Below are 17,021 nucleotides of genomic sequence, written 5' to 3'. Positions count from 1 at the left end.
CAAATCCCATGTCAGTAGTTCCCTACAAAGATCAGCAAGACGGAAAAAAGGCCCAAGTGGCCAACATGTTTAACAATATCAGCAAGCGCTATGACCTGCTGAACCACCTCTTGAGCTTGGGAATCGACATCACCTGGCGAAAAAAGGCCATCAAGATGCTCCAAAAGGACCAACCGAAGGTGATTTTGGACATTGCCACGGGCACGGGTGATTTTGCCATCGAGGCACTGGCCCTTAACCCCGAAAAAGTAATCGGCGTAGACATCTCTGAGGGAATGCTGGCCGAAGGCAAAAAGAAAATCAAGAACAAAAAGCTCGACCACCTGATCGAATTACAGATGGGCGATTCTGAAAAGTTGCTTTTTGAAGAAAATAAATTTGATGCTGTCATCGTTTCTTTTGGAGTAAGGAACTTCGAAAACCTTGAAAAGGGATTGGCAGATATGCACCGCGTATTGAAGCCGGGCGGCAAAACTGTTATCGTAGAATTTTCTAAGCCCAAAAAGTTTCCGTTTAAACAAGGATACAACTTTTATTTCAAGTATATTTTACCTCAGATAGGAAAACTTGTTTCCAAGGATCAATCGGCTTATACATATTTACCAGAATCTGTACAAGCCTTCCCCGATGGAGACAAATTCCTGGCAGTACTGGAAAAAGTCGGATTTAAAAACACAAAATGCAGACCCTTAACCTTTGGCATAAGTTCGATTTATATTGGAGAAAAATAGCCCTTGTTTTTCTGCTCCTGATAGGCTCATGGTCTTCTGCTTTGGCACAGGACCACTACAGGCCTATCAATAAATCTGGCCAAGATGACCAATTTTTAAGCTACGGTTTTTTCCTGGCGGCCCATACTTCAAGCCTCCGCTTAAAGTACAGTGAAGCCTTCATGGACCCTGAAAATCCTGCATTTGCCAATATCCGAAGCATCCAACCGGTGTTCTCGCCGGGATTTTCTTTGGGCTTCTTATTGAAAATGCGCCTGCACGACCAACTCACCTTAACCGGAACTCCCAAGGTAGGTTTTTACGAATTTCAAACAGACATCACTTACTTTGCCAATAACGGAGGGGTGGTTTGGGAAGACTTAATAGTCCCCGGCGATGGCATGCCATATACCGAAACGACCATCACGGAAATGACCATGGTCGAAATGCCTTTGCTCATCAAATATAAGTCCATGCGGTTTGACAACACACGTATGTTCTTCGTGGCCGGGGCCAACCCCATGTTTCGCACCAAGTCCCAAGATGAAGCCGACGCTGATCAGTTGGTGCTCAAAAGCAAAGATGTGGCCTTGGAGCTGGGCATGGGATTCGATTTTTATTTCAAGTTCTTTAAGTTTTCTCCTGAAATAAGGTTTTCGCATGGCTTGAGCAATATCTACAAATCCGAAACCTCCGACCAACGTTTTGCCGGTGCCATCGACGAACTACGTCGCAAGTCCATTACCGTCTATTTAAACTTTCAGTAAGCCGACCTTATTTCTGGGTTTCCCAACCCCATTCCATTCATCCACTTTCCGGATCAAGCAGAAAAGATGGGGGCTAGCCTATTTCGATGGGTAAATATGTTCTCCCCCACCTTTGGTTGTTATTTGGCCATGGATGAACGCTGATAAACACAGATAGGATGCATAAGAAATGGTAAATCCGCGTTCAAATCTTTTATCAGTAGCTTACTTGACTTAAAAGTTTACGATGCCCATGCCTTTGGCTATGAAGAGGAATTCTCGGCAAAGCCTAGATTCATCCAGTTCATAGTCGAAACAGCATCCTTTTAAACAAAGTTGCCCCTAGAAATATTGCTTGATCCGTGGTATGGTGCTTGATGTAAACTCGAAAACCAGAGGTTATCTCATAAGTTCTCGTCATTGCGATTCCGATGGATATCGGAAGAAGCAATCTCGTCATACGTGCAATCAAAGCACATCTAGATCACTTCACTCCGCTCGTGATGACGGATTAATTATTTTTGAAACAATCTCGGCACATTCGTAGCCATGGATGAAGCCCATGGTAAATTAACCCATTCAACGTTTTCCGTTTTAGCCTCATTGACCGTCCTATTTCCCACAACTTCCCGCTAAAACCCATTCGAGCGGATAGAGGAAAAGCATCGTTTTAGCGGTTTGAAATTTTCTTTCATAAGAACATGTCGAAAAACATTTCCCAGAAATATTGCTTGATCCCACTTCCCTGAGATGGACTGGGTTTTGAATGATAGCACCGTGTAATTCATCTTAAATTAAGGGGCATTGGTGCATGATGGAAGCCATTCTTATAACTTTCTTTTTATTACACGTCTAATTGCGCTAAATTAAGCATATGAATAAAATTGCCTTAATCACAGGAGCGACCTCCGGTATCGGCCGGGAATGTGCCATAGCATTATCAAATTCCGGTTATAACATAATTGCCACTGGCAGACGTGAAGAACGTCTCCAAGCGCTGCAAAGTAAGCTGTCCCCATCAGTCGATTATCACTATTTGGTGTTTGATGTTCGAGATAAAGCAGCAGTGGACGCTGCACTAGACAGCCTACCAAAACCATGGAGCGACATTGATGTATTGATCAATAATGCTGGAAACGCCCATGGGCTAGATCCCATTCAAGAAGGAGACCCCGCGGATTGGGATGCCATGATGGACATCAATGTAAAGGGATTGCTATACGTTTCCAAAAAGGTCATGCCGGGCATGATTGACAAAAAAGCCGGGCATATTGTGAATATTGGCTCTATCGCTGCCAAGGAAGTCTATCCAAACGGAAACGTCTATTGTGCCTCCAAGCATGCCGTGGACGCCATCACCAAAGGAATGCGACTGGACTTGACCAAATACAACATCCGTGTGACAGGCATTCATCCGGGCTTGGTCGAGACCGAATTTTCGTTGGTCCGGTTTAAAGGAGATGAAGAAAGGGCAAAACACGTTTATGAGGGATTTGAGCCCCTAAAGCCAGAAGATATTGCTGACATCGTCCACTTTGCCGTCACCAGACCGGCACATGTGGTCATGACCGACATCACCGTACTGGCAGGAAAGCAGGCCAACAGTAACACCGTTTATAAAGACCAATCCTAATGCGTCATCTTTTATATCTTTTTATTTTAGCTATGGTCATGGCCTGTAATGGTCGAACAGGCCACCAATCTGAAAGCGCCGCCGACAAGTCGGTCACCCCTTCGGCCATCAAGGACCTCGATCCCACGACAGCCAAGGAACCGGTTACTGCCCCCAAGGATTCCTTGGGCAAGCTGGAAAAGGGGCTTATCGTGGCAGGACTGGTGAATGTAAAAGCCCAACTCCCGGAAGTTTTTGTGGAGCTAAAATACAGCACAACGGACAATTTTTTCGGAAAGGACGTGTATGGGCCATTGGTAAATTGCTACCTACAGCCAGAGGTGGTCAAAATGCTCAAGGAAGCCCTCACCAACCTACAAAAGGAGCATTCCGATTTGACGTTCCTGATTTACGATGGGGTGAGGCCCCGGTCTGTCCAACAAATCCTTTGGGATGACCTTGACAAGCCCGACAGCCTTAAGCCTTTATACGTAGCCAATCCCCAAAAGGGCAGCCTTCATAATTACGGTGTCGCCGTGGACCTGACGTTGGCAAACCGCTCCACTGGCAAGCCATTGGATATGGGTACCCACTATGACTATTTCGGTTACCCTGCCTATCCCGACCGGGAAGAGCAGATGCTTGCCGCGGGCAAAATCACTGCTCAGCAGGTCAACAACCGCAAAATCCTTCGAGCAGCTATGAACAAAGCTGGATTTTCTGAAATTGGCTCCGAGTGGTGGCACTTTAATGCCTTCAGCCTTCAGGAAGCCAAAAGTCGTTATAAAATTGTAGAATAATCAACCAATACGTTAAACCTAAAATAATAACCAATGAAGCTCACTCATCAAAAGCCATGGCTTATCGGCTTTTTCACGCTTATGATCACCTTTCTCCTGGCAGATCAGTCCTTTGGCCAGCGAGGACAATTTAAGGCCCTAATCTTTAGCAAAACCCAAGGATTTAGGCACCAATCCATTCCCAATGCAGTCAAAGCACTAAAGGACATGGCCGACACCCGTGTATTCAGTGTTTACGCGACAGAAGACGCTACCATCTTCAATGATAAGTCTTTAAAAGATTATGATGTCATCATCATGGCGAGCACCACTGGTGACATCCTTTCTGATGAGCAAAAAGAAGCATTTAAACGTTTTGTCCAAAGCGGAAAGGGCGTCGTAGGCATCCACAGTGCTACCGACACCGAGTACAACTGGGACTGGTATACCAAGCTGATCGGCGGCCAATTCATGCACCACCCTGCTCAACAGACGGCCAGGCTAAACGTCGTGGACAGAAACCATCCCGCCACTTACCACCTCAACGAAAAGTGGCTTTGGACGGACGAATGGTATGCATTTAAAAACTTCAACGAGGATGTTCACATCCTTTTGCAGCTGGACGAAACTTCCTATGATCCTGGCTCCAGGGACGGAAAATCAATGGCCATGGGCGAGGTTCATCCCATGTCTTGGTACCATGAATACGATGGAGGAAGGGTTTTCTACACGGCCCTCGGCCACGTAGAAGCAGCCTATGAAGATGAGGATTTTCTGGACCACGTTTATGGAGGCATCTGGTGGGCTGCCAAAGGGTATCCCATCGAATAATCCCTTAAGCTTCGGCTAGTGAAACGATCTTTTTCAATGGAGTTTCATAAATATCATGTCCTCCCTTGTAAAGGATCGTTTCTTTTTTCATGTTCATTTTTGCAAGGAATTCTTCTTGCTCAAGCTTTTTCTCCGCAGTTACGAACGCATCACTATCCCCCTCCACAAACCGAACGTCCGTGTCTGAAAACTTGTTTGAAGCCTCTCCGAAATCCATGTCATGTGCAAAGCCCCCTCCCCAGAGGGTCAGGCTTTTGATGGGACTGGAAAGTGCAGCAGCCCAACGGGTCGCCGTCGCACAGCCTTGGGAGAACCCCAAAATATGAATCGACGGAGAGCCGGAAAACTGGCCCAGGTTTTTGGCCAACACCTGATTTAAAAACCGGTGGTTATTAAGGATGTCGATTTCCCTTTCGTGTTTGGTCATCCAGTTGGCACCTACACGCCCCGAAAATCCCTTAAGATAACCGTGGTTTTGTGCTTCTGGGGCTACAAAGAGCCGGTGATCGGTAAACTGGCTTTTAAATTTCCTGAGAAAATAAGGTGCTAGCTGGCCATATCCATGAAGAATTATCCATAAATCAGTTTCATCTCCTAGGGGCAATTGGGAGGTGGCATATGCACCTGTAGCTTCATACGACACATGTTGATACATGGGGATTTAACTATTTAAGTCATCAAATTTAAACGGTAGGAGCTGGCTGACATTTGCTGCCTTGAGGACCTTACCCTCAGGGGTGAGCATTAAAATCTCAATGGGCCGGCCAAATTTAACCTCGTACTCATTGATCGTCTGGCGGCACAGGCCACACGGGGAAACGGTAGCAAAGCCTGCTTCATGGAACCGCTGCGCTACAATCATGATCTTCAGCGGCCTGAGCTCAGGAAAATTGGCATGGGCAAATCCCAGCAGCACCCGCTCGGCACATACCCCAACGGGAAAAGAGGCATTTTCCTGGTTATTGGCAGCCAAAATCTGTCCATCCTCCATCAACAACGCAGCGCCTACCCCGAAATGAGAATACGGAGCATAAGCATTTTTCATTGCTTTTTTTGCTTTCTCCAGCAGCGCAATCTCTGATTCACTAAGCTCATTTATATCAAGTAAATGTAATATTACCTTTTGTTCAATCTTTTCACTCATATCATGTGAATTTAGTTGGCGCGCTCTGTTCTATTTTTTATACCTTAATGTCTCCACTTTCGCAAAGGCATTTTCAGCAGTTATTCTAACGATCCTCCCCTTCGGCTTGGTTTAAGCGGGAGCTTTTTTTGCGCCCAACTAATTTCCATTAAAATATTTTAAGGTCAAAGATTAAATGTTCATCTTCATATACTTAACCCAATAAACTCAAAATGAAGACAATTCTGATCATCGGAGCCGGCAAATCCTCCAAAGTACTGGTAGATTTCTTGCTGAAGGACGCACCGGCCAAGAATCGTAAAGTGATACTTGCTGATGTGGATGCAAAGGTGGCAGAGAAGAAACTTGCCGGACACCCTTCAGGGGAGGCGGCAAGTATAGACATCCATGACAAAAGGAAACTGCACACACTTATCAAGCAAGTGGACATAGTGGTCTCCATGGTTCCGGCCTTTTTACACCCATTAGTGGCAAAAGCAGCCGTAACCGAAAGAAAGCATTTTTTCTCCGCATCTTACGAGTCCGCTGAAATGAAGGAGCTTGCCAAGGAAATAACTGCCCATAACCTGTTTTTTCTGAATGAGTGTGGCCTGGATCCGGGAATCGATCACATGTCCGCCATGAAGCTGATCGACGCCGAAAAAGCCGAAGGAAACCAAATCGTCCTTTTCAAATCCTATTGCGGTGGATTGCTCTCCTCCGAAAGTGAAGCGGATAATCCATGGAAGTATAAATTTACGTGGAACCCGAGAAATGTTGTCCTGGCAGGGCAAAGTACCTCGCGGTTTATCAGGAACGGACGTTACAAGTTCATTCCGTATCACATGCTTTTCAGAAGGACAGACCTGATCTCCTTTAAGGAAGAAGGTGATTTCGATGGCTATGCCAATAGGGACTCCCTGAATTACCGGGGTGTGTATGGGCTGGAGGGTATTCCTACGATCATACGGGGCACCCTACGAAGGGCCGGTTTTTGTAAAAGCTGGGATGTCCTGGTCCAGCTGGGATTGACGGACGATTCGTTTGAGATGGATTTGCCACACGATTTCACCATGCGGATGTTCACCAATGCCTTTCTCCCCTATGATCCCGTGCACCGTTTGGAAGAGAAAATCCAGCGGCTATTACCTTGGGTGGATAAGGAGATCATAGAGAAATTGGCTTGGCTAGGATTGTTTGACCATACGCCCCTTTCATTATTTAAGGGGAGCCCAGCAGTGATATTACAGGCGATCCTGGAGGACAAATGGAACCTTTCTCCCTCCGACAAGGACATGGTGGTCATGCAGCATCAACTTGAAACGGTAAGCCCTTCTGGTACCAAAAAAAGCATCACCTCCAGCATGATCATTAAAGGCGAAAATCATGAATATACTGCGATGGCCAAAACCGTTGGACTCCCTTTGGCTGCTGCCGTTGACCTCTTCTTGGAAGGGGAAATTCCACTTCGGGGGCTCCACCTTCCCATAAAAGAAGAAATTTATTTACCTGTCCTGAAACTATTGGCCAATAATGGCATTACCTTCGATGAGGAAGCAGTCATCCTAAAAGGTCAATAAAAAATCCTTAAGCAAGTTTTGGTAACTTGCCGTATAAGTAAAATCCTCATTTTTAATACAGATGGTATTCATTTCAGGCGATGGCTTCGCATTAAAACTGAATGACTTGATGTGCCGCAACGTTTTGGTAGACGGCCTGTCCTTCAACTCATACCACTCCTGCGCATGTAACCCAAAGAAGCGCGCGATTTTATCCAGCTCCTTCATTTGCTGGGGCGGCAGTATCACCCAAAAAAACCCTCCATTTTTATCAAGACGCTTCACAACTCCCTTTATCAAATCACCAAATGACAGCTCGTCGTTATGCAGTGCCAGGTTTCGCTGTAAATCTGCAGACTTATGATGCTTGGGAAAGTAAGGAGGATTGCTGACGATAAGCGGATAATTTTCAGTGGACTCTTTTTCAAACGCCTGAAAACGCATACACTTTATCTCCACACGTCCTGGCCAAGGGCTTTTTTGGACATTTCTCCTTGACTGGCTGGCGGCCGCTTCGTCCAGTTCAATCCCCTGTACGGTAGCTTCAGGAAACCGCTGAGCAAGCATCAGGGTAATCACACCAGTACCACTCCCAATATCCAAAATGCTATTTGGTGATGCATGCTTGGCTAAAGCCCCAAGAACAACAGCATCAGTGCTCACCTTCATGGCACAATGATCCTGGTGAATGGTAAACTGCTTAAACTGAAAATAAGTATTGGCCATGATTGACTATTTCTCTTTTGACATGGACAGACGCCAAAGTACAAAACCTAATTTTCTCTCTCGTACGCCTCGTCTACCAAAAGCTTGGACGATTCAGCTGCAGCGACAGCCAGTTGGTCACAGCGTTCGTTTTCTGGATGGCCGGCATGCCCCTTCACCCATTGAAATTGCGGTTTGTATTTATTGTGCAGGGGAATATAGCGCTTCCACAGGTCCACGTTCTTTTTATCCTTGAACCCCTTTTTCTGCCAGCTCCAAATCCACCCCTTGGTGATCGCATCCACCACGTATTTACTGTCCGAGTAAACTTTTACGGGGATTCCATCTACCTTGATGGCCTCCAGTCCCTTGATGACCGCCAATAACTCCATTCGATTGTTGGTCGTCAGACGAAATCCTTCCGACAGTTCTTTTTCATGTTGCCTGAATTTCAAGATTGTTCCGTACCCTCCATTCCCGGGGTTTCCTTTGGCCGCGCCATCTGTATAAATCAAAATCATGCCCAAAAGTAAAAAAAATGTCAGCCATTTCTAGCTGACATGTTAATTGACATTCTGGGTATTTTATATAAACACCTAGAAGTTATCAAATAGATTCGTCTTAAAGATTTTGATCGCAATCGACAGCAAGATGATTCCGAAAATCCTTCTGAGCACATCCAAGCCTGTTTTTCCTAGTTTTCTCTCCAGCCATGTGGTACTCTTCAGCACCATGTACACGACGACCAAATTGATCAGAATCCCTATGGCTATGTTGATTTGGTGAAATTCAGCCTTGAGGGTCAGGATCGTCGTCATCGTCCCTGCGCCTGCGATGAGCGGAAAAGCAATCGGAACAATCGACGTGCTCGATGCGTCGGCCTCAGGATCGGGCTTGAAAATCTCAACGCCCAAGATCATCTCTGCCCCCAGTGCAAAAATGATCAAGGCACCCGCAATGGCAAAATCATCCACTCCTATCCCAAACAGGTTTAGGATGTTTTTTCCCAATAAAAGAAATAAAACCATCAATATCCCCGCCACGATGGTCGCTTTCTCCGACTGGATATGGCCTGATTTACGGCGCAGATTGATGATAATGGGGATAGACCCCAAGATATCAATGACCGAAAACAAGATCAATGAAACCGAAATAACTTCTTTGAAATCAAACATTATCTAAATTTTTGCGCGAAATTAGAATTTAAATTTTGAATAATTTCAATTTATGGATTAATACTCTTTTAAGAAGGTCAATAATTTTTCAAACTCCCCATCTGTAATGGCGGGAAAGTTAGCGATACGGAAGCTGGTCGGCTTTAAAGGGCCGTACCCGCTGCCCATTTGCATTCCTTTTTCCTCTGCCGTCTTCTTGACTTGCTTGATAAATTCTTCCGTACCGGAAATCCCCATGACCGTCTTGCTTCGGGTATTGGGGTTTTGCACCAGCATCATCAGCTTATCCGACTGGGCAATCGTATTTTCCAGTTGCCGCATACGATCACGCAGCATTTTATCGGTTTCCTGTATCTCAGGTCGGTCCTCCAGGCTACGCTTTAGCAAGTAAATGCCTAGCACATTGGGGGTATAGTGGGTTTGGTAATTGGCGGCATTTTCAAGCATAAAGCCCAAGCTATTGTACCGGCCTTGCTCTCCTTTCCGTTGGCATTTTTCAATGGCCTTAGGAGATAGCAGGAGCAGCCCAAGCCCTGCAGGGAGTCCAAAGCACTTTTGTACAGAAGCATACCAAATATCCGCAGCAGCAAAGTCCAGCTCAATACCGGCCATGGAAGAAGTCGTATCCACTGCAATCATTTTGTTGGGAAATTTTTTCCCCACTTGGCGAATCAGTTCATTGCTCACCTCTGTGGCATTGGAAGTCTCGTTCTGGGTAATGGCAATAAGGTCAAATTTTTCATCGATCTCCAATCCTGCCACGTCCAATTCCGTTTCCGTATCCAGCTTAAGAGACTGGGTATCGGCATTTAAGTGCTGCGCAAAATTCAGCCATTTCTTCCCAAAAGACCCTGAATAAATATGAAAACTTGCACTTTCCACGATGGACTGGGCGATGATCTCCCAGTTTTCGGTGGCACTGGAGGTAAACAGCAATTTGTAATCCTCAGGAACATGAAGCTTTTCCTTGATCAGCGTTTCCGTTTCCTGATAGAGATTCATAAAGGTCGCGCTTCTGTGATTGGCGCTCATGATGCCTTGGTCAAAAGCATCCTGAAGGTATTGTGCCAGCTGGTCATAGACCTTAGATGGCCCTGGAGCGAATGTAATCATTTTTGATAGGTGTTAGTTTTCAAGAAAATACTGAATGCCCAGTGCATAGCCCTTGAGACCAAGCCCAGCGATCATACCGATGCACTCTTTAGAAATAATGCTTTTGTGCCTGAAGGTTTCCCTTTTGTAGATGTTTGATATGTGGATTTCCATAACAGGAGTCGTGACGCCTGCGATGGCATCAGAAATCGCCACTGAAGTATGCGTATAAGCTCCTGCATTCAGCAAAATGGCATCGTAGGTAAATCCCACTTCGTGAATTTTATTGACCAATTCTCCTTCTACATTGCTTTGATAATAGCTCAGGGAGATATTGGAAAAAGTTGTCTCCAGCTCTCCAAAGAAGTCTTCAAAGGATTTGCTGCCATAGATTTCCGGTTCTCTTTTGCCCAAAAGGTTCAGGTTAGGGCCGTTAATGATCAGTATTTTCAAAATTTTAAATGGTTTGAAGTATGCTATCCCAAATTTTGATCAAAGTTAAGCATTGGAAGCAGGAAATGGATAAAAAAGTGGGGCTTTAATTTTATCTTTGGACAGAAAAGATGCACTTATGGCCGACTCTTGGGAAAATCACATCAAGCAATTTGAATACTATTTGAAGATCGAGCGCTCCCTCAGTAAAAATTCCATCTCAGCCTATCGTCGAGATATGGAAAAGCTTTCCGCATTCATGAAGGATGCTTTTCCTGGCATCACTCCCTTGACCACCCAATTAAATCATCTGAGAGCTTTTGTGAGCGAACTGGCCAGCTTGGGAATTTCAGAATACACACAGGCTCGCGTAATCTCAGGAGTAAAGGCATTTTTTAAATTTATGGTCTATGAGGACAAACTGGAAGAAGATCCCGCGATCTTGCTGGAAGCACCAAAACTAGGGAGGAAACTTCCCGACACCCTCAGTTATGAAGAAATCGTCAAACTTCTGGAAGGCATCAAACTCGGGACGCCAGAAGGCCACCGGAACAGGGCCATGCTAGAAGTCCTGTACAGCAGCGGGCTGCGGGTATCCGAGCTGGTAGAACTCAAACTGGGCATGGTCTATTCAGACATTGGTTTTCTGAGGATCCTTGGCAAAGGCAATAAAGAACGCTTGGTCCCCGTAGGAAAAGATGCCTTGCGCTACCTAAAACTGTATTTAGATGAAGTCAGGAACCATCAAAAGATCGCTCCGGGGCATGAGGAATACGTTTTTCTGAATAGGCGGGGCAAAAAGATGACCCGAGTGATGGTGTTTATTTTCATCAAAAAACTGGTCGAAGAAGTCGGCATCAAAAAGAAGGTTAGCCCCCACACGTTTAGGCATAGCTTTGCCACTCACCTGATTGAGGGAGGAGCGGACCTTAGGGCCGTCCAAGAGATGCTGGGCCACGAAAGCATCACCACCACGGAAATCTACACACACCTGGACCGGGAATATTTACGGCAGGTATTGACCGATTTCCATCCTAGAAAATAAAAAGGGGCAATCGATACCACCAAAGAATTTCATGACCGACTAAACAGCTATTAAACATTATAACGAAAGTATTTCATCGATATAAAAATGTTTTTCATTCCATTTATACATTCAAAAAACTAGAATCAATTATACTTATTGAGACTAAAAATACTAAAATTAGTCTTATCCTAAGAATAAAATATACCATGTGTCATTTTTTTAAATCCCCGCCCATAACCATAGGAGATATTATTTTTTTGATAACCCACTAATACACACTAAATTATAGTGTTTTTAACCACTCCAGCACCATGAAAAAACTAGCTAAGATTATACTTTATGGAACAGCCATATTTATAGCGATTTTGATTATAGCAGGTATCTATATGAAAACTGTTCTGCCCAATGTAGGAGATCCTGAGGAATTGGAAATAGAGGGAAGCACTGAACAAATAGCCCGAGGAGAGTATTTAGCGAATCACGTTATGCTCTGCATGGATTGTCACTCCGACCGTAACTACTCCCTATTCTCCGGACCTCCTCACCCGGGCACTAAAGGTTTAGGTGGCGATCGATTCGATAGGTCCATGGGACTTCCAGGAGTCTTTGTATCCCCCAACATCACTCCTGAGGGGATAGGAAACTGGACAGATGGTGAACTTTACCGATTGATCACTACTGGAGTTAAAAAGAATGGTGAGCCCATATTTCCCGTAATGCCCTACCAAAGTTACGGAAAACTTGACCCCGAAGACATTAAGGCAGTCATCGCATACATTAGGACCCTAGCCCCCCAAAAAAGTAACATTCCCCCAAGAGAGATCGATTTCCCAGTTAATTTCATTATAAGGACCATGCCAAGTAAAGCTACCCCCACTACACGACCCAATAAAGAAGATGTAATAGCATATGGTGAATATTTGGTCACCGCTGCAGCATGTGGTGAATGCCACACCAAATTCGAAAAAGGAAAATTCGTAGGCCCATATTTAGGAGGAGGAAGAGCATTCCCCTCTCCTAATGGAAATATAGTAAGATCCTCCAATTTAACCTTTCACTCCACAGGATTGGGTAATAAGTCAAAGGAGGATTTTGTACGGCAATTTAAGCAATATTCCCCTGAGCTATATACCCCAACAAAAGTCGGTGAAGGAGAATTCCAAACCATCATGCCTTGGACCATGTATGCTGGTATGGATACAACAGACTTAGCTTCAATCTATGAGTATCTTAGATCTTTGGAACCGATCAACAACCCAATCGAAAAAGTAACGTTTGCCAAGATAAATTCTAACACTGAATAACTAGAGACCTCCTCTACAGCCTGTCCTTATGCCACTATTGTTTTAAGCCCTGCTATCAGGGCTACCTAACACTGATTACAAATTAATTACCTCACGACATTAAGATCCTTATCCAGCCAAACCTTTTCATCTGCTGAAAGGGTCACGGACATTTTCTTCCCATTGTACAGTATAGGCTTGGTCTGGTTGGTCGCGCTCTTCAGTCCGAGCTTCAATAGCTGGCCTCCTTCCCAAATCATATCAACTTCTATATTCCCCCTGGCCACCAGACCTTTTACACTCCCGCTTTGCCAGCTTTCGGGCAGCGCTGGAAGAATACGAAGGAATCCTTCATGCGACTGCAGTAATAGCTCTGCTACTCCAGCGGTAAAACCAAAGTTACCGTCTATCTGAAACGGTGGATGCTCATTAAAGAGGTTTTTGGCGGTAGAAACCTGCAAGAGTTTGTAGAGGTTTTCTTCAGCAGACTTACTATCCAGCAGCCTCGCGTTAAAATTGATCATCCAGGCCCTGCTCCACCCGGTACCTGCGCCGCCGTGCTGAAGGCGGTAATCGATGGTCTTTTGGGCACCGGCAAAGGCCTCTGGAATATCCTCCGTAATATCATCTCCTGGATGAAGGGCATAAAGATGGGACATATGCCGGTGTCCTTTTTCCGGTTCTTCATAAGGCTCGTTCCATTCCAAAATCCTTCCATCAGGCCCGATGCCCACTCCGGGATATAGCTTCGCCAATTTCCCGCTCACCTCTTCGGTAAAGTCATCTTCTATGGAAAGTACCTTGGCGGCTGAAAGGGTGTTTTGAAACACATCACTGATGATTTGATGTCCCATCGCTGCTCCATAAGAGATCGCTGCAGGCTGACCATCGGCAGCCAAATAAGAATTTTCCGGCGACGTTTCAGGATAGGAGACATATAATCCTGTTTGATCATCTTTCTGGAGCCAATCCATATAAAATGCCGCAAATTCCTTCAACGCAGGATATCCCCGCTCTTTCAGGAAAGTGGTATCACCTGTAAATTGAAAATACTCCCAATAATGCCTGGATATCCAGCCTCCTCCGTGTATCCATGCGCCCCAATAGGCCCTGTTTGCACGCATCCATGGAGCTGCCCATAAATCAGATGCATGGTGCACCACACTTCCCCGCTCAACCCCATATTGCTCCTTCGCCGTAATTTTCCCTCGTTGGATCAATTGATCCACATAATCAAAAAGTGGAAGATGCATCTCTGGCAGATGGGTAGGGCCTGCCGGCCAATAATTCATTTGCAAATTGATGTTAAGATGGTAATCCGCATTCCAAGGCGCCTCGATATCCTTGTTCCAAATCCCTTGCAAATTTGCCGGGTTGGTGCCGGGTCGGGAAGATGAAATAAGCAAATACCGCCCATATTGGAACAAAGCTGCCGCCAATCCTTCGTCCTTACGACCATCTTGAACCCTTTTCAAGCGCTTGTCAGTGGGCAAAGTATCAAGCGCATGGCCTCCCAAATCAAGGGATACCCTGGAATAATATTCATCGAAATCCTCTTGATGTGCTAAAAGCAGTTCGTCAAAGCCCTTTGTCCCCAACTTCTGAAGCGTCTTTTCATTTTTTGACGCATAATCATCCTCGTAGTAAGAAGTATTACATACCAAATAAATCACGGCCTCCTTTACGCCTTCCAAACGAAGCTCCCCATTTTCCGCGGAAGAAGCCCCTCCTGACGTGACGACCTTAAGTTTGGTCTGAAACTTCACGCCATAATCCAGCGGTGTAGGCTGACCTTCTTTCGCGGCTTTATATTGGGTCACTTCTCCATCCATGACCAATTCATCTGCTGCTGGAGCATTTACGTTCACCGTGGGGTGGCCATCATCTTTTGGCCGGCCCAGACGAAGCTTGAAATTCATACCCGCTTCATCTGTAGTGGTCAGCCGAATGACCAACGCATCATCTACGGCAGAAGCGAACACCTCCTCGGTGTACTGTTCCCCTCCTGATTGATAACGCACCGATACAAGGGCATCATCAAGGCTTAACTGTCTCCTGTAGTGCTGAATTTCCCTTTCATCCCCAAAATCAATAAACAAATCCCCCATGGTCTGATGAGAGCGAACGATTCCTCTATAAGAAAATTTGTCGATAATTTCCTTATCCGCCTCATGAACCCTTCCGGACTTCACCAGTGCCCGAAGGGAGGCCAAATCTGCAGGACTTCCTTTGCTATCTCCCCAATCGGCGGCACCTGGCCACATCGAATCTTCATTAAGCTGAATTCTCTCGGTGCTCGTTTGCCCAAACACCATGGCGCCCAGCCGGCCATTTCCGACGGGTAGTGCCTCTTCCCATGAACCGGCAGGTTGTTCATACCAAAGCACAGTGGAAGGACGATCATCACGGTCTTTGGAAGTATCCGGAGAGCAGGAAAAAAACACACTGCTTGTTAAAAATCCGAGGATCAAGGTAAATCTTTGCATCATTAAAGGGTTAGTGTCAATCATTACGAAATCAAATTTGCCATGGGCTCAATGAGTAAATATACACAAAATAGTACTGATGACTTCAGGGATTTTTTCAAGGGCTTTACCCAACATCCATACTATCTTTGCAGCGTTTAAACGTTATCAAAAAAATAGTCATCGCCATCAGTACTAGTGGCAGACTGGTGTGCATTCCATTTGGCCTCCTCGCTTCCAGCACTTTTAAGTATGATTCTTCTGGGAGCTTAGAACGAAGCTTTTGAACTTTATCCGCAATTGATTTCTAGATATTGATTATTCCATCATGAAGGTTTCGTCTAATTCAATTAATTTAGCGGATAAATCAATCGACAATGTCTGTGTACAAATCCCTTTTAAAGCCATTTTTATTCAAGAAAAGTGCGGAAGAAGCCCATCACTTCACCTTTTCTATGACAAAAACCACGTTTAATTTACCCCTACTAAAAGGAGTACTCAAAACCATGTATGGATATGAGCATCCTTCGCTGGAACGAGAGGTGTTTGGGCTGAAATTTAGAAACCCAGTAGGATTGGCTGCTGGATTTGACAAGGATGCCAAGTTGATTGATGAGATGGCAATGTTGGGGTTTGGCTTTATTGAGATTGGCACCCTGACCCCCAAGCCCCAAGACGGAAACCCCCAGCCCAGACTTTTTAGACTTCCTGAAGATGAAGCCTTGATCAATCGCATGGGCTTTAACAATGGCGGGGTGGATGAAGCTGTAAAAAGACTCAAAAAGCGGACTTCCAAGGTCCTTATTGGGGGAAATATCGGCAAAAACAAGGTCACGCCTAACGAACATGCGGCATCAGACTACCTGTATTGCCTGGACAGCCTGCATTCCTATGTCGACTATTTTGTGGTCAATGTCAGTTCTCCCAACACGCCCAATCTCCGGGATCTTCAAGAGAAAGAGCCGCTCAAGGAGCTGCTTTCAGTAGTAAAGGAGCGCAATGACCAAAAAGACCACCCAAAGCCCATTCTGCTAAAAATAGCCCCGGACCTGAGCGATGGACAGCTGGATGACATCATCGAAATCGTCAAGGAAACCCAAATTGATGGCGTGATCGCCACCAATACTACCATTGACAGAACTGCACTCAAAACAGATCCGCAGCAGGTAGAAGCGTTGGGCGCAGGAGGAGTAAGTGGCAAGGTCCTCGGAAAAAGAAGCACGGAAGTCATCCGCTACCTTTCTGAGCATTCTGGAAAAGCGTTTCCCATTATCGGCGTAGGGGGAATCTTCAGTGCACAAGACGCCATTGAAAAGCTTGAAGCAGGGGCTTCTTTGGTACAGGTATACTCTGGGATGATTTACGAAGGACCGGGATTGATGAAAGCAATCAAGAAAGGCCTTAAGGAGTATTACAACAAATGATGCTTTAATTATTAGTCGATTACAATTAACTTACCTATTACACCAGGGACATATTGAA

Annotated in this window: 17 protein-coding genes; 9 read left to right on the top strand and 8 right to left on the bottom strand. The window is 45.3% G+C overall.

Translation table 11 applies throughout. From position 1 onward, the window contains the following. Positions 1-8 precede the first annotated feature (8 nt). The 5 genes from ubiE (at position 9) to ECHVI_RS08915 (ending at position 4,678) form a co-directional block, all read left to right on the top strand. Entirely contained in the window at positions 9-731 is a 723-nt protein-coding gene (gene ubiE, locus ECHVI_RS08935; RefSeq protein WP_015265643.1) for a bifunctional demethylmenaquinone methyltransferase/2-methoxy-6-polyprenyl-1,4-benzoquinol methylase UbiE, read from the top strand. Beyond that, positions 680-1,477 (top strand): type IX secretion/gliding motility protein PorT/SprT, encoded by a 798-nt coding sequence (gene porT / locus ECHVI_RS08930; protein ID WP_015265642.1) that lies wholly within the window; start codon positions 680-682, stop codon positions 1,475-1,477. Before ubiE ends, porT begins: the two co-directional genes overlap by 52 nt. Positions 1,478-2,330: 853 nt before the next feature. Beyond that, positions 2,331-3,089, top strand: a complete 759-nt coding sequence (locus ECHVI_RS08925; RefSeq protein WP_015265641.1) for an SDR family NAD(P)-dependent oxidoreductase — start codon at positions 2,331-2,333, stop codon at positions 3,087-3,089. Continuing rightward, the gene (locus ECHVI_RS08920) at positions 3,089-3,868 is read left to right on the top strand and encodes a M15 family metallopeptidase (protein WP_015265640.1); all 780 of its coding nucleotides are present in this window, start codon (positions 3,089-3,091) and stop codon (positions 3,866-3,868) included. Before ECHVI_RS08925 ends, ECHVI_RS08920 begins: the two co-directional genes overlap by 1 nt. Positions 3,869-3,901: 33 nt before the next feature. Then, the gene (locus tag ECHVI_RS08915; RefSeq protein ID WP_015265639.1) at positions 3,902-4,678 is read left to right on the top strand and encodes a ThuA domain-containing protein; all 777 of its coding nucleotides are present in this window, start codon (positions 3,902-3,904) and stop codon (positions 4,676-4,678) included. A gap of 4 nt (positions 4,679-4,682) precedes the next feature. On the opposite strand, the gene ECHVI_RS08910 is transcribed toward ECHVI_RS08915, so the two are convergent. Further along, the gene (locus tag ECHVI_RS08910) at positions 4,683-5,333 is read right to left on the bottom strand and encodes an alpha/beta hydrolase (protein ID WP_015265638.1); all 651 of its coding nucleotides are present in this window, start codon (positions 5,331-5,333) and stop codon (positions 4,683-4,685) included. A 6-nt stretch (positions 5,334-5,339) separates the two neighbouring features. Continuing rightward, the gene (locus ECHVI_RS08905) at positions 5,340-5,822 is read right to left on the bottom strand and encodes a cytidine deaminase (protein WP_015265637.1); all 483 of its coding nucleotides are present in this window, start codon (positions 5,820-5,822) and stop codon (positions 5,340-5,342) included. Positions 5,823-6,034: 212 nt separating this feature from the next. Here ECHVI_RS08905 and ECHVI_RS08900 point away from each other — a divergent pair, with 212 nt between their 5' ends. Further along, positions 6,035-7,381, top strand: a complete 1,347-nt coding sequence (locus ECHVI_RS08900) for a saccharopine dehydrogenase family protein (protein WP_015265636.1) — start codon at positions 6,035-6,037, stop codon at positions 7,379-7,381. On the opposite strand, the gene ECHVI_RS08895 is transcribed toward ECHVI_RS08900, so the two are convergent. The 5 genes from ECHVI_RS08895 to aroQ all read right to left on the bottom strand — a co-directional run bounded on the left by ECHVI_RS08895 (position 7,367) and on the right by aroQ (position 10,785). Then, the gene (locus ECHVI_RS08895) at positions 7,367-8,086 is read right to left on the bottom strand and encodes a tRNA1(Val) (adenine(37)-N6)-methyltransferase (protein ID WP_015265635.1); all 720 of its coding nucleotides are present in this window, start codon (positions 8,084-8,086) and stop codon (positions 7,367-7,369) included. The two genes, ECHVI_RS08900 and ECHVI_RS08895, sit on opposite strands and share 15 nt — an antisense overlap. A 47-nt stretch (positions 8,087-8,133) precedes the next feature. Beyond that, the gene (gene rnhA, locus ECHVI_RS08890; protein ID WP_015265634.1) at positions 8,134-8,586 is read right to left on the bottom strand and encodes a ribonuclease HI; all 453 of its coding nucleotides are present in this window, start codon (positions 8,584-8,586) and stop codon (positions 8,134-8,136) included. Positions 8,587-8,661: 75 nt separating this feature from the next. After that, the gene (locus ECHVI_RS08885; protein WP_015265633.1) at positions 8,662-9,240 is read right to left on the bottom strand and encodes a MarC family protein; all 579 of its coding nucleotides are present in this window, start codon (positions 9,238-9,240) and stop codon (positions 8,662-8,664) included. 57 nt (positions 9,241-9,297) lie between these two features. Further along, a complete protein-coding gene (locus ECHVI_RS08880) occupies positions 9,298-10,353 on the bottom strand; it encodes an aminotransferase class V-fold PLP-dependent enzyme (protein ID WP_015265632.1) in 1,056 nt (351 codons plus the stop codon). A gap of 12 nt (positions 10,354-10,365) precedes the next feature. Then, positions 10,366-10,785 (bottom strand): type II 3-dehydroquinate dehydratase, encoded by a 420-nt coding sequence (gene aroQ, locus ECHVI_RS08875; protein ID WP_015265631.1) that lies wholly within the window; start codon positions 10,783-10,785, stop codon positions 10,366-10,368. A 118-nt stretch (positions 10,786-10,903) separates the two neighbouring features. On the opposite strand from aroQ, the gene xerD reads away from it, so the two are divergent. Then, positions 10,904-11,809 carry a site-specific tyrosine recombinase XerD gene (gene xerD, locus ECHVI_RS08870; protein ID WP_015265630.1) on the top strand — a complete coding sequence of 302 codons (906 nt, stop codon included), beginning with the start codon at positions 10,904-10,906 and terminating at the stop codon, positions 11,807-11,809. A gap of 293 nt (positions 11,810-12,102) precedes the next feature. Then, complete coding sequence (locus ECHVI_RS08865) at positions 12,103-13,095, top strand: c-type cytochrome (RefSeq protein ID WP_015265629.1); 993 nt, start codon at positions 12,103-12,105, stop codon at positions 13,093-13,095. Between the two features lie 86 nt (positions 13,096-13,181). Here the strand turns inward: ECHVI_RS08865 and ECHVI_RS08860 are convergent, their stop codons facing one another. Next, complete coding sequence (locus ECHVI_RS08860; RefSeq protein ID WP_245553459.1) at positions 13,182-15,563, bottom strand: glycoside hydrolase family 95 protein; 2,382 nt, start codon at positions 15,561-15,563, stop codon at positions 13,182-13,184. Between the two features lie 359 nt (positions 15,564-15,922). Between ECHVI_RS08860 and ECHVI_RS08855 the strand changes: the two genes are divergently transcribed. Next, positions 15,923-16,963: a quinone-dependent dihydroorotate dehydrogenase gene (locus tag ECHVI_RS08855; protein WP_041739655.1), complete on the top strand. Its 1,041-nt coding sequence runs from the start codon at positions 15,923-15,925 to the stop codon at positions 16,961-16,963. Positions 16,964-17,021 lie beyond the last annotated feature (58 nt).

It is taken from the genome of Echinicola vietnamensis DSM 17526 (assembly GCF_000325705.1).
Classification (GTDB): Bacteria; Bacteroidota; Bacteroidia; order Cytophagales; family Cyclobacteriaceae; genus Echinicola; species Echinicola vietnamensis.
This window is presented reverse-complemented; position numbering and strand designations above follow the sequence as displayed.

Bases quoted from the DNA above. Each gene is read 5' to 3' on its own strand.
- ubiE (WP_015265643.1), top strand. From the start codon at position 9: ATGTCAGTAGTTCCCTACAAAGATCAGCAAGACGGAAAAAAGGCCCAA.
- porT (WP_015265642.1), top strand. From the start codon at position 680: ATGCAGACCCTTAACCTTTGGCATAAGTTCGATTTATATTGGAGAAAA.
- ECHVI_RS08925 (WP_015265641.1), top strand. From the start codon at position 2,331: ATGAATAAAATTGCCTTAATCACAGGAGCGACCTCCGGTATCGGCCGG.
- ECHVI_RS08920 (WP_015265640.1), top strand. From the start codon at position 3,089: ATGCGTCATCTTTTATATCTTTTTATTTTAGCTATGGTCATGGCCTGT.
- ECHVI_RS08915 (WP_015265639.1), top strand. From the start codon at position 3,902: ATGAAGCTCACTCATCAAAAGCCATGGCTTATCGGCTTTTTCACGCTT.
- ECHVI_RS08910 (WP_015265638.1), bottom strand. From the start codon at position 5,333: ATGTATCAACATGTGTCGTATGAAGCTACAGGTGCATATGCCACCTCC.
- ECHVI_RS08905 (WP_015265637.1), bottom strand. From the start codon at position 5,822: ATGAGTGAAAAGATTGAACAAAAGGTAATATTACATTTACTTGATATA.
- ECHVI_RS08900 (WP_015265636.1), top strand. From the start codon at position 6,035: ATGAAGACAATTCTGATCATCGGAGCCGGCAAATCCTCCAAAGTACTG.
- ECHVI_RS08895 (WP_015265635.1), bottom strand. From the start codon at position 8,086: ATGGCCAATACTTATTTTCAGTTTAAGCAGTTTACCATTCACCAGGAT.
- rnhA (WP_015265634.1), bottom strand. From the start codon at position 8,586: ATGATTTTGATTTATACAGATGGCGCGGCCAAAGGAAACCCCGGGAAT.
- ECHVI_RS08885 (WP_015265633.1), bottom strand. From the start codon at position 9,240: ATGTTTGATTTCAAAGAAGTTATTTCGGTTTCATTGATCTTGTTTTCG.
- ECHVI_RS08880 (WP_015265632.1), bottom strand. From the start codon at position 10,353: ATGATTACATTCGCTCCAGGGCCATCTAAGGTCTATGACCAGCTGGCA.
- xerD (WP_015265630.1), top strand. From the start codon at position 10,904: ATGGCCGACTCTTGGGAAAATCACATCAAGCAATTTGAATACTATTTG.
- ECHVI_RS08865 (WP_015265629.1), top strand. From the start codon at position 12,103: ATGAAAAAACTAGCTAAGATTATACTTTATGGAACAGCCATATTTATA.
- ECHVI_RS08860 (WP_245553459.1), bottom strand. From the start codon at position 15,563: ATGATGCAAAGATTTACCTTGATCCTCGGATTTTTAACAAGCAGTGTG.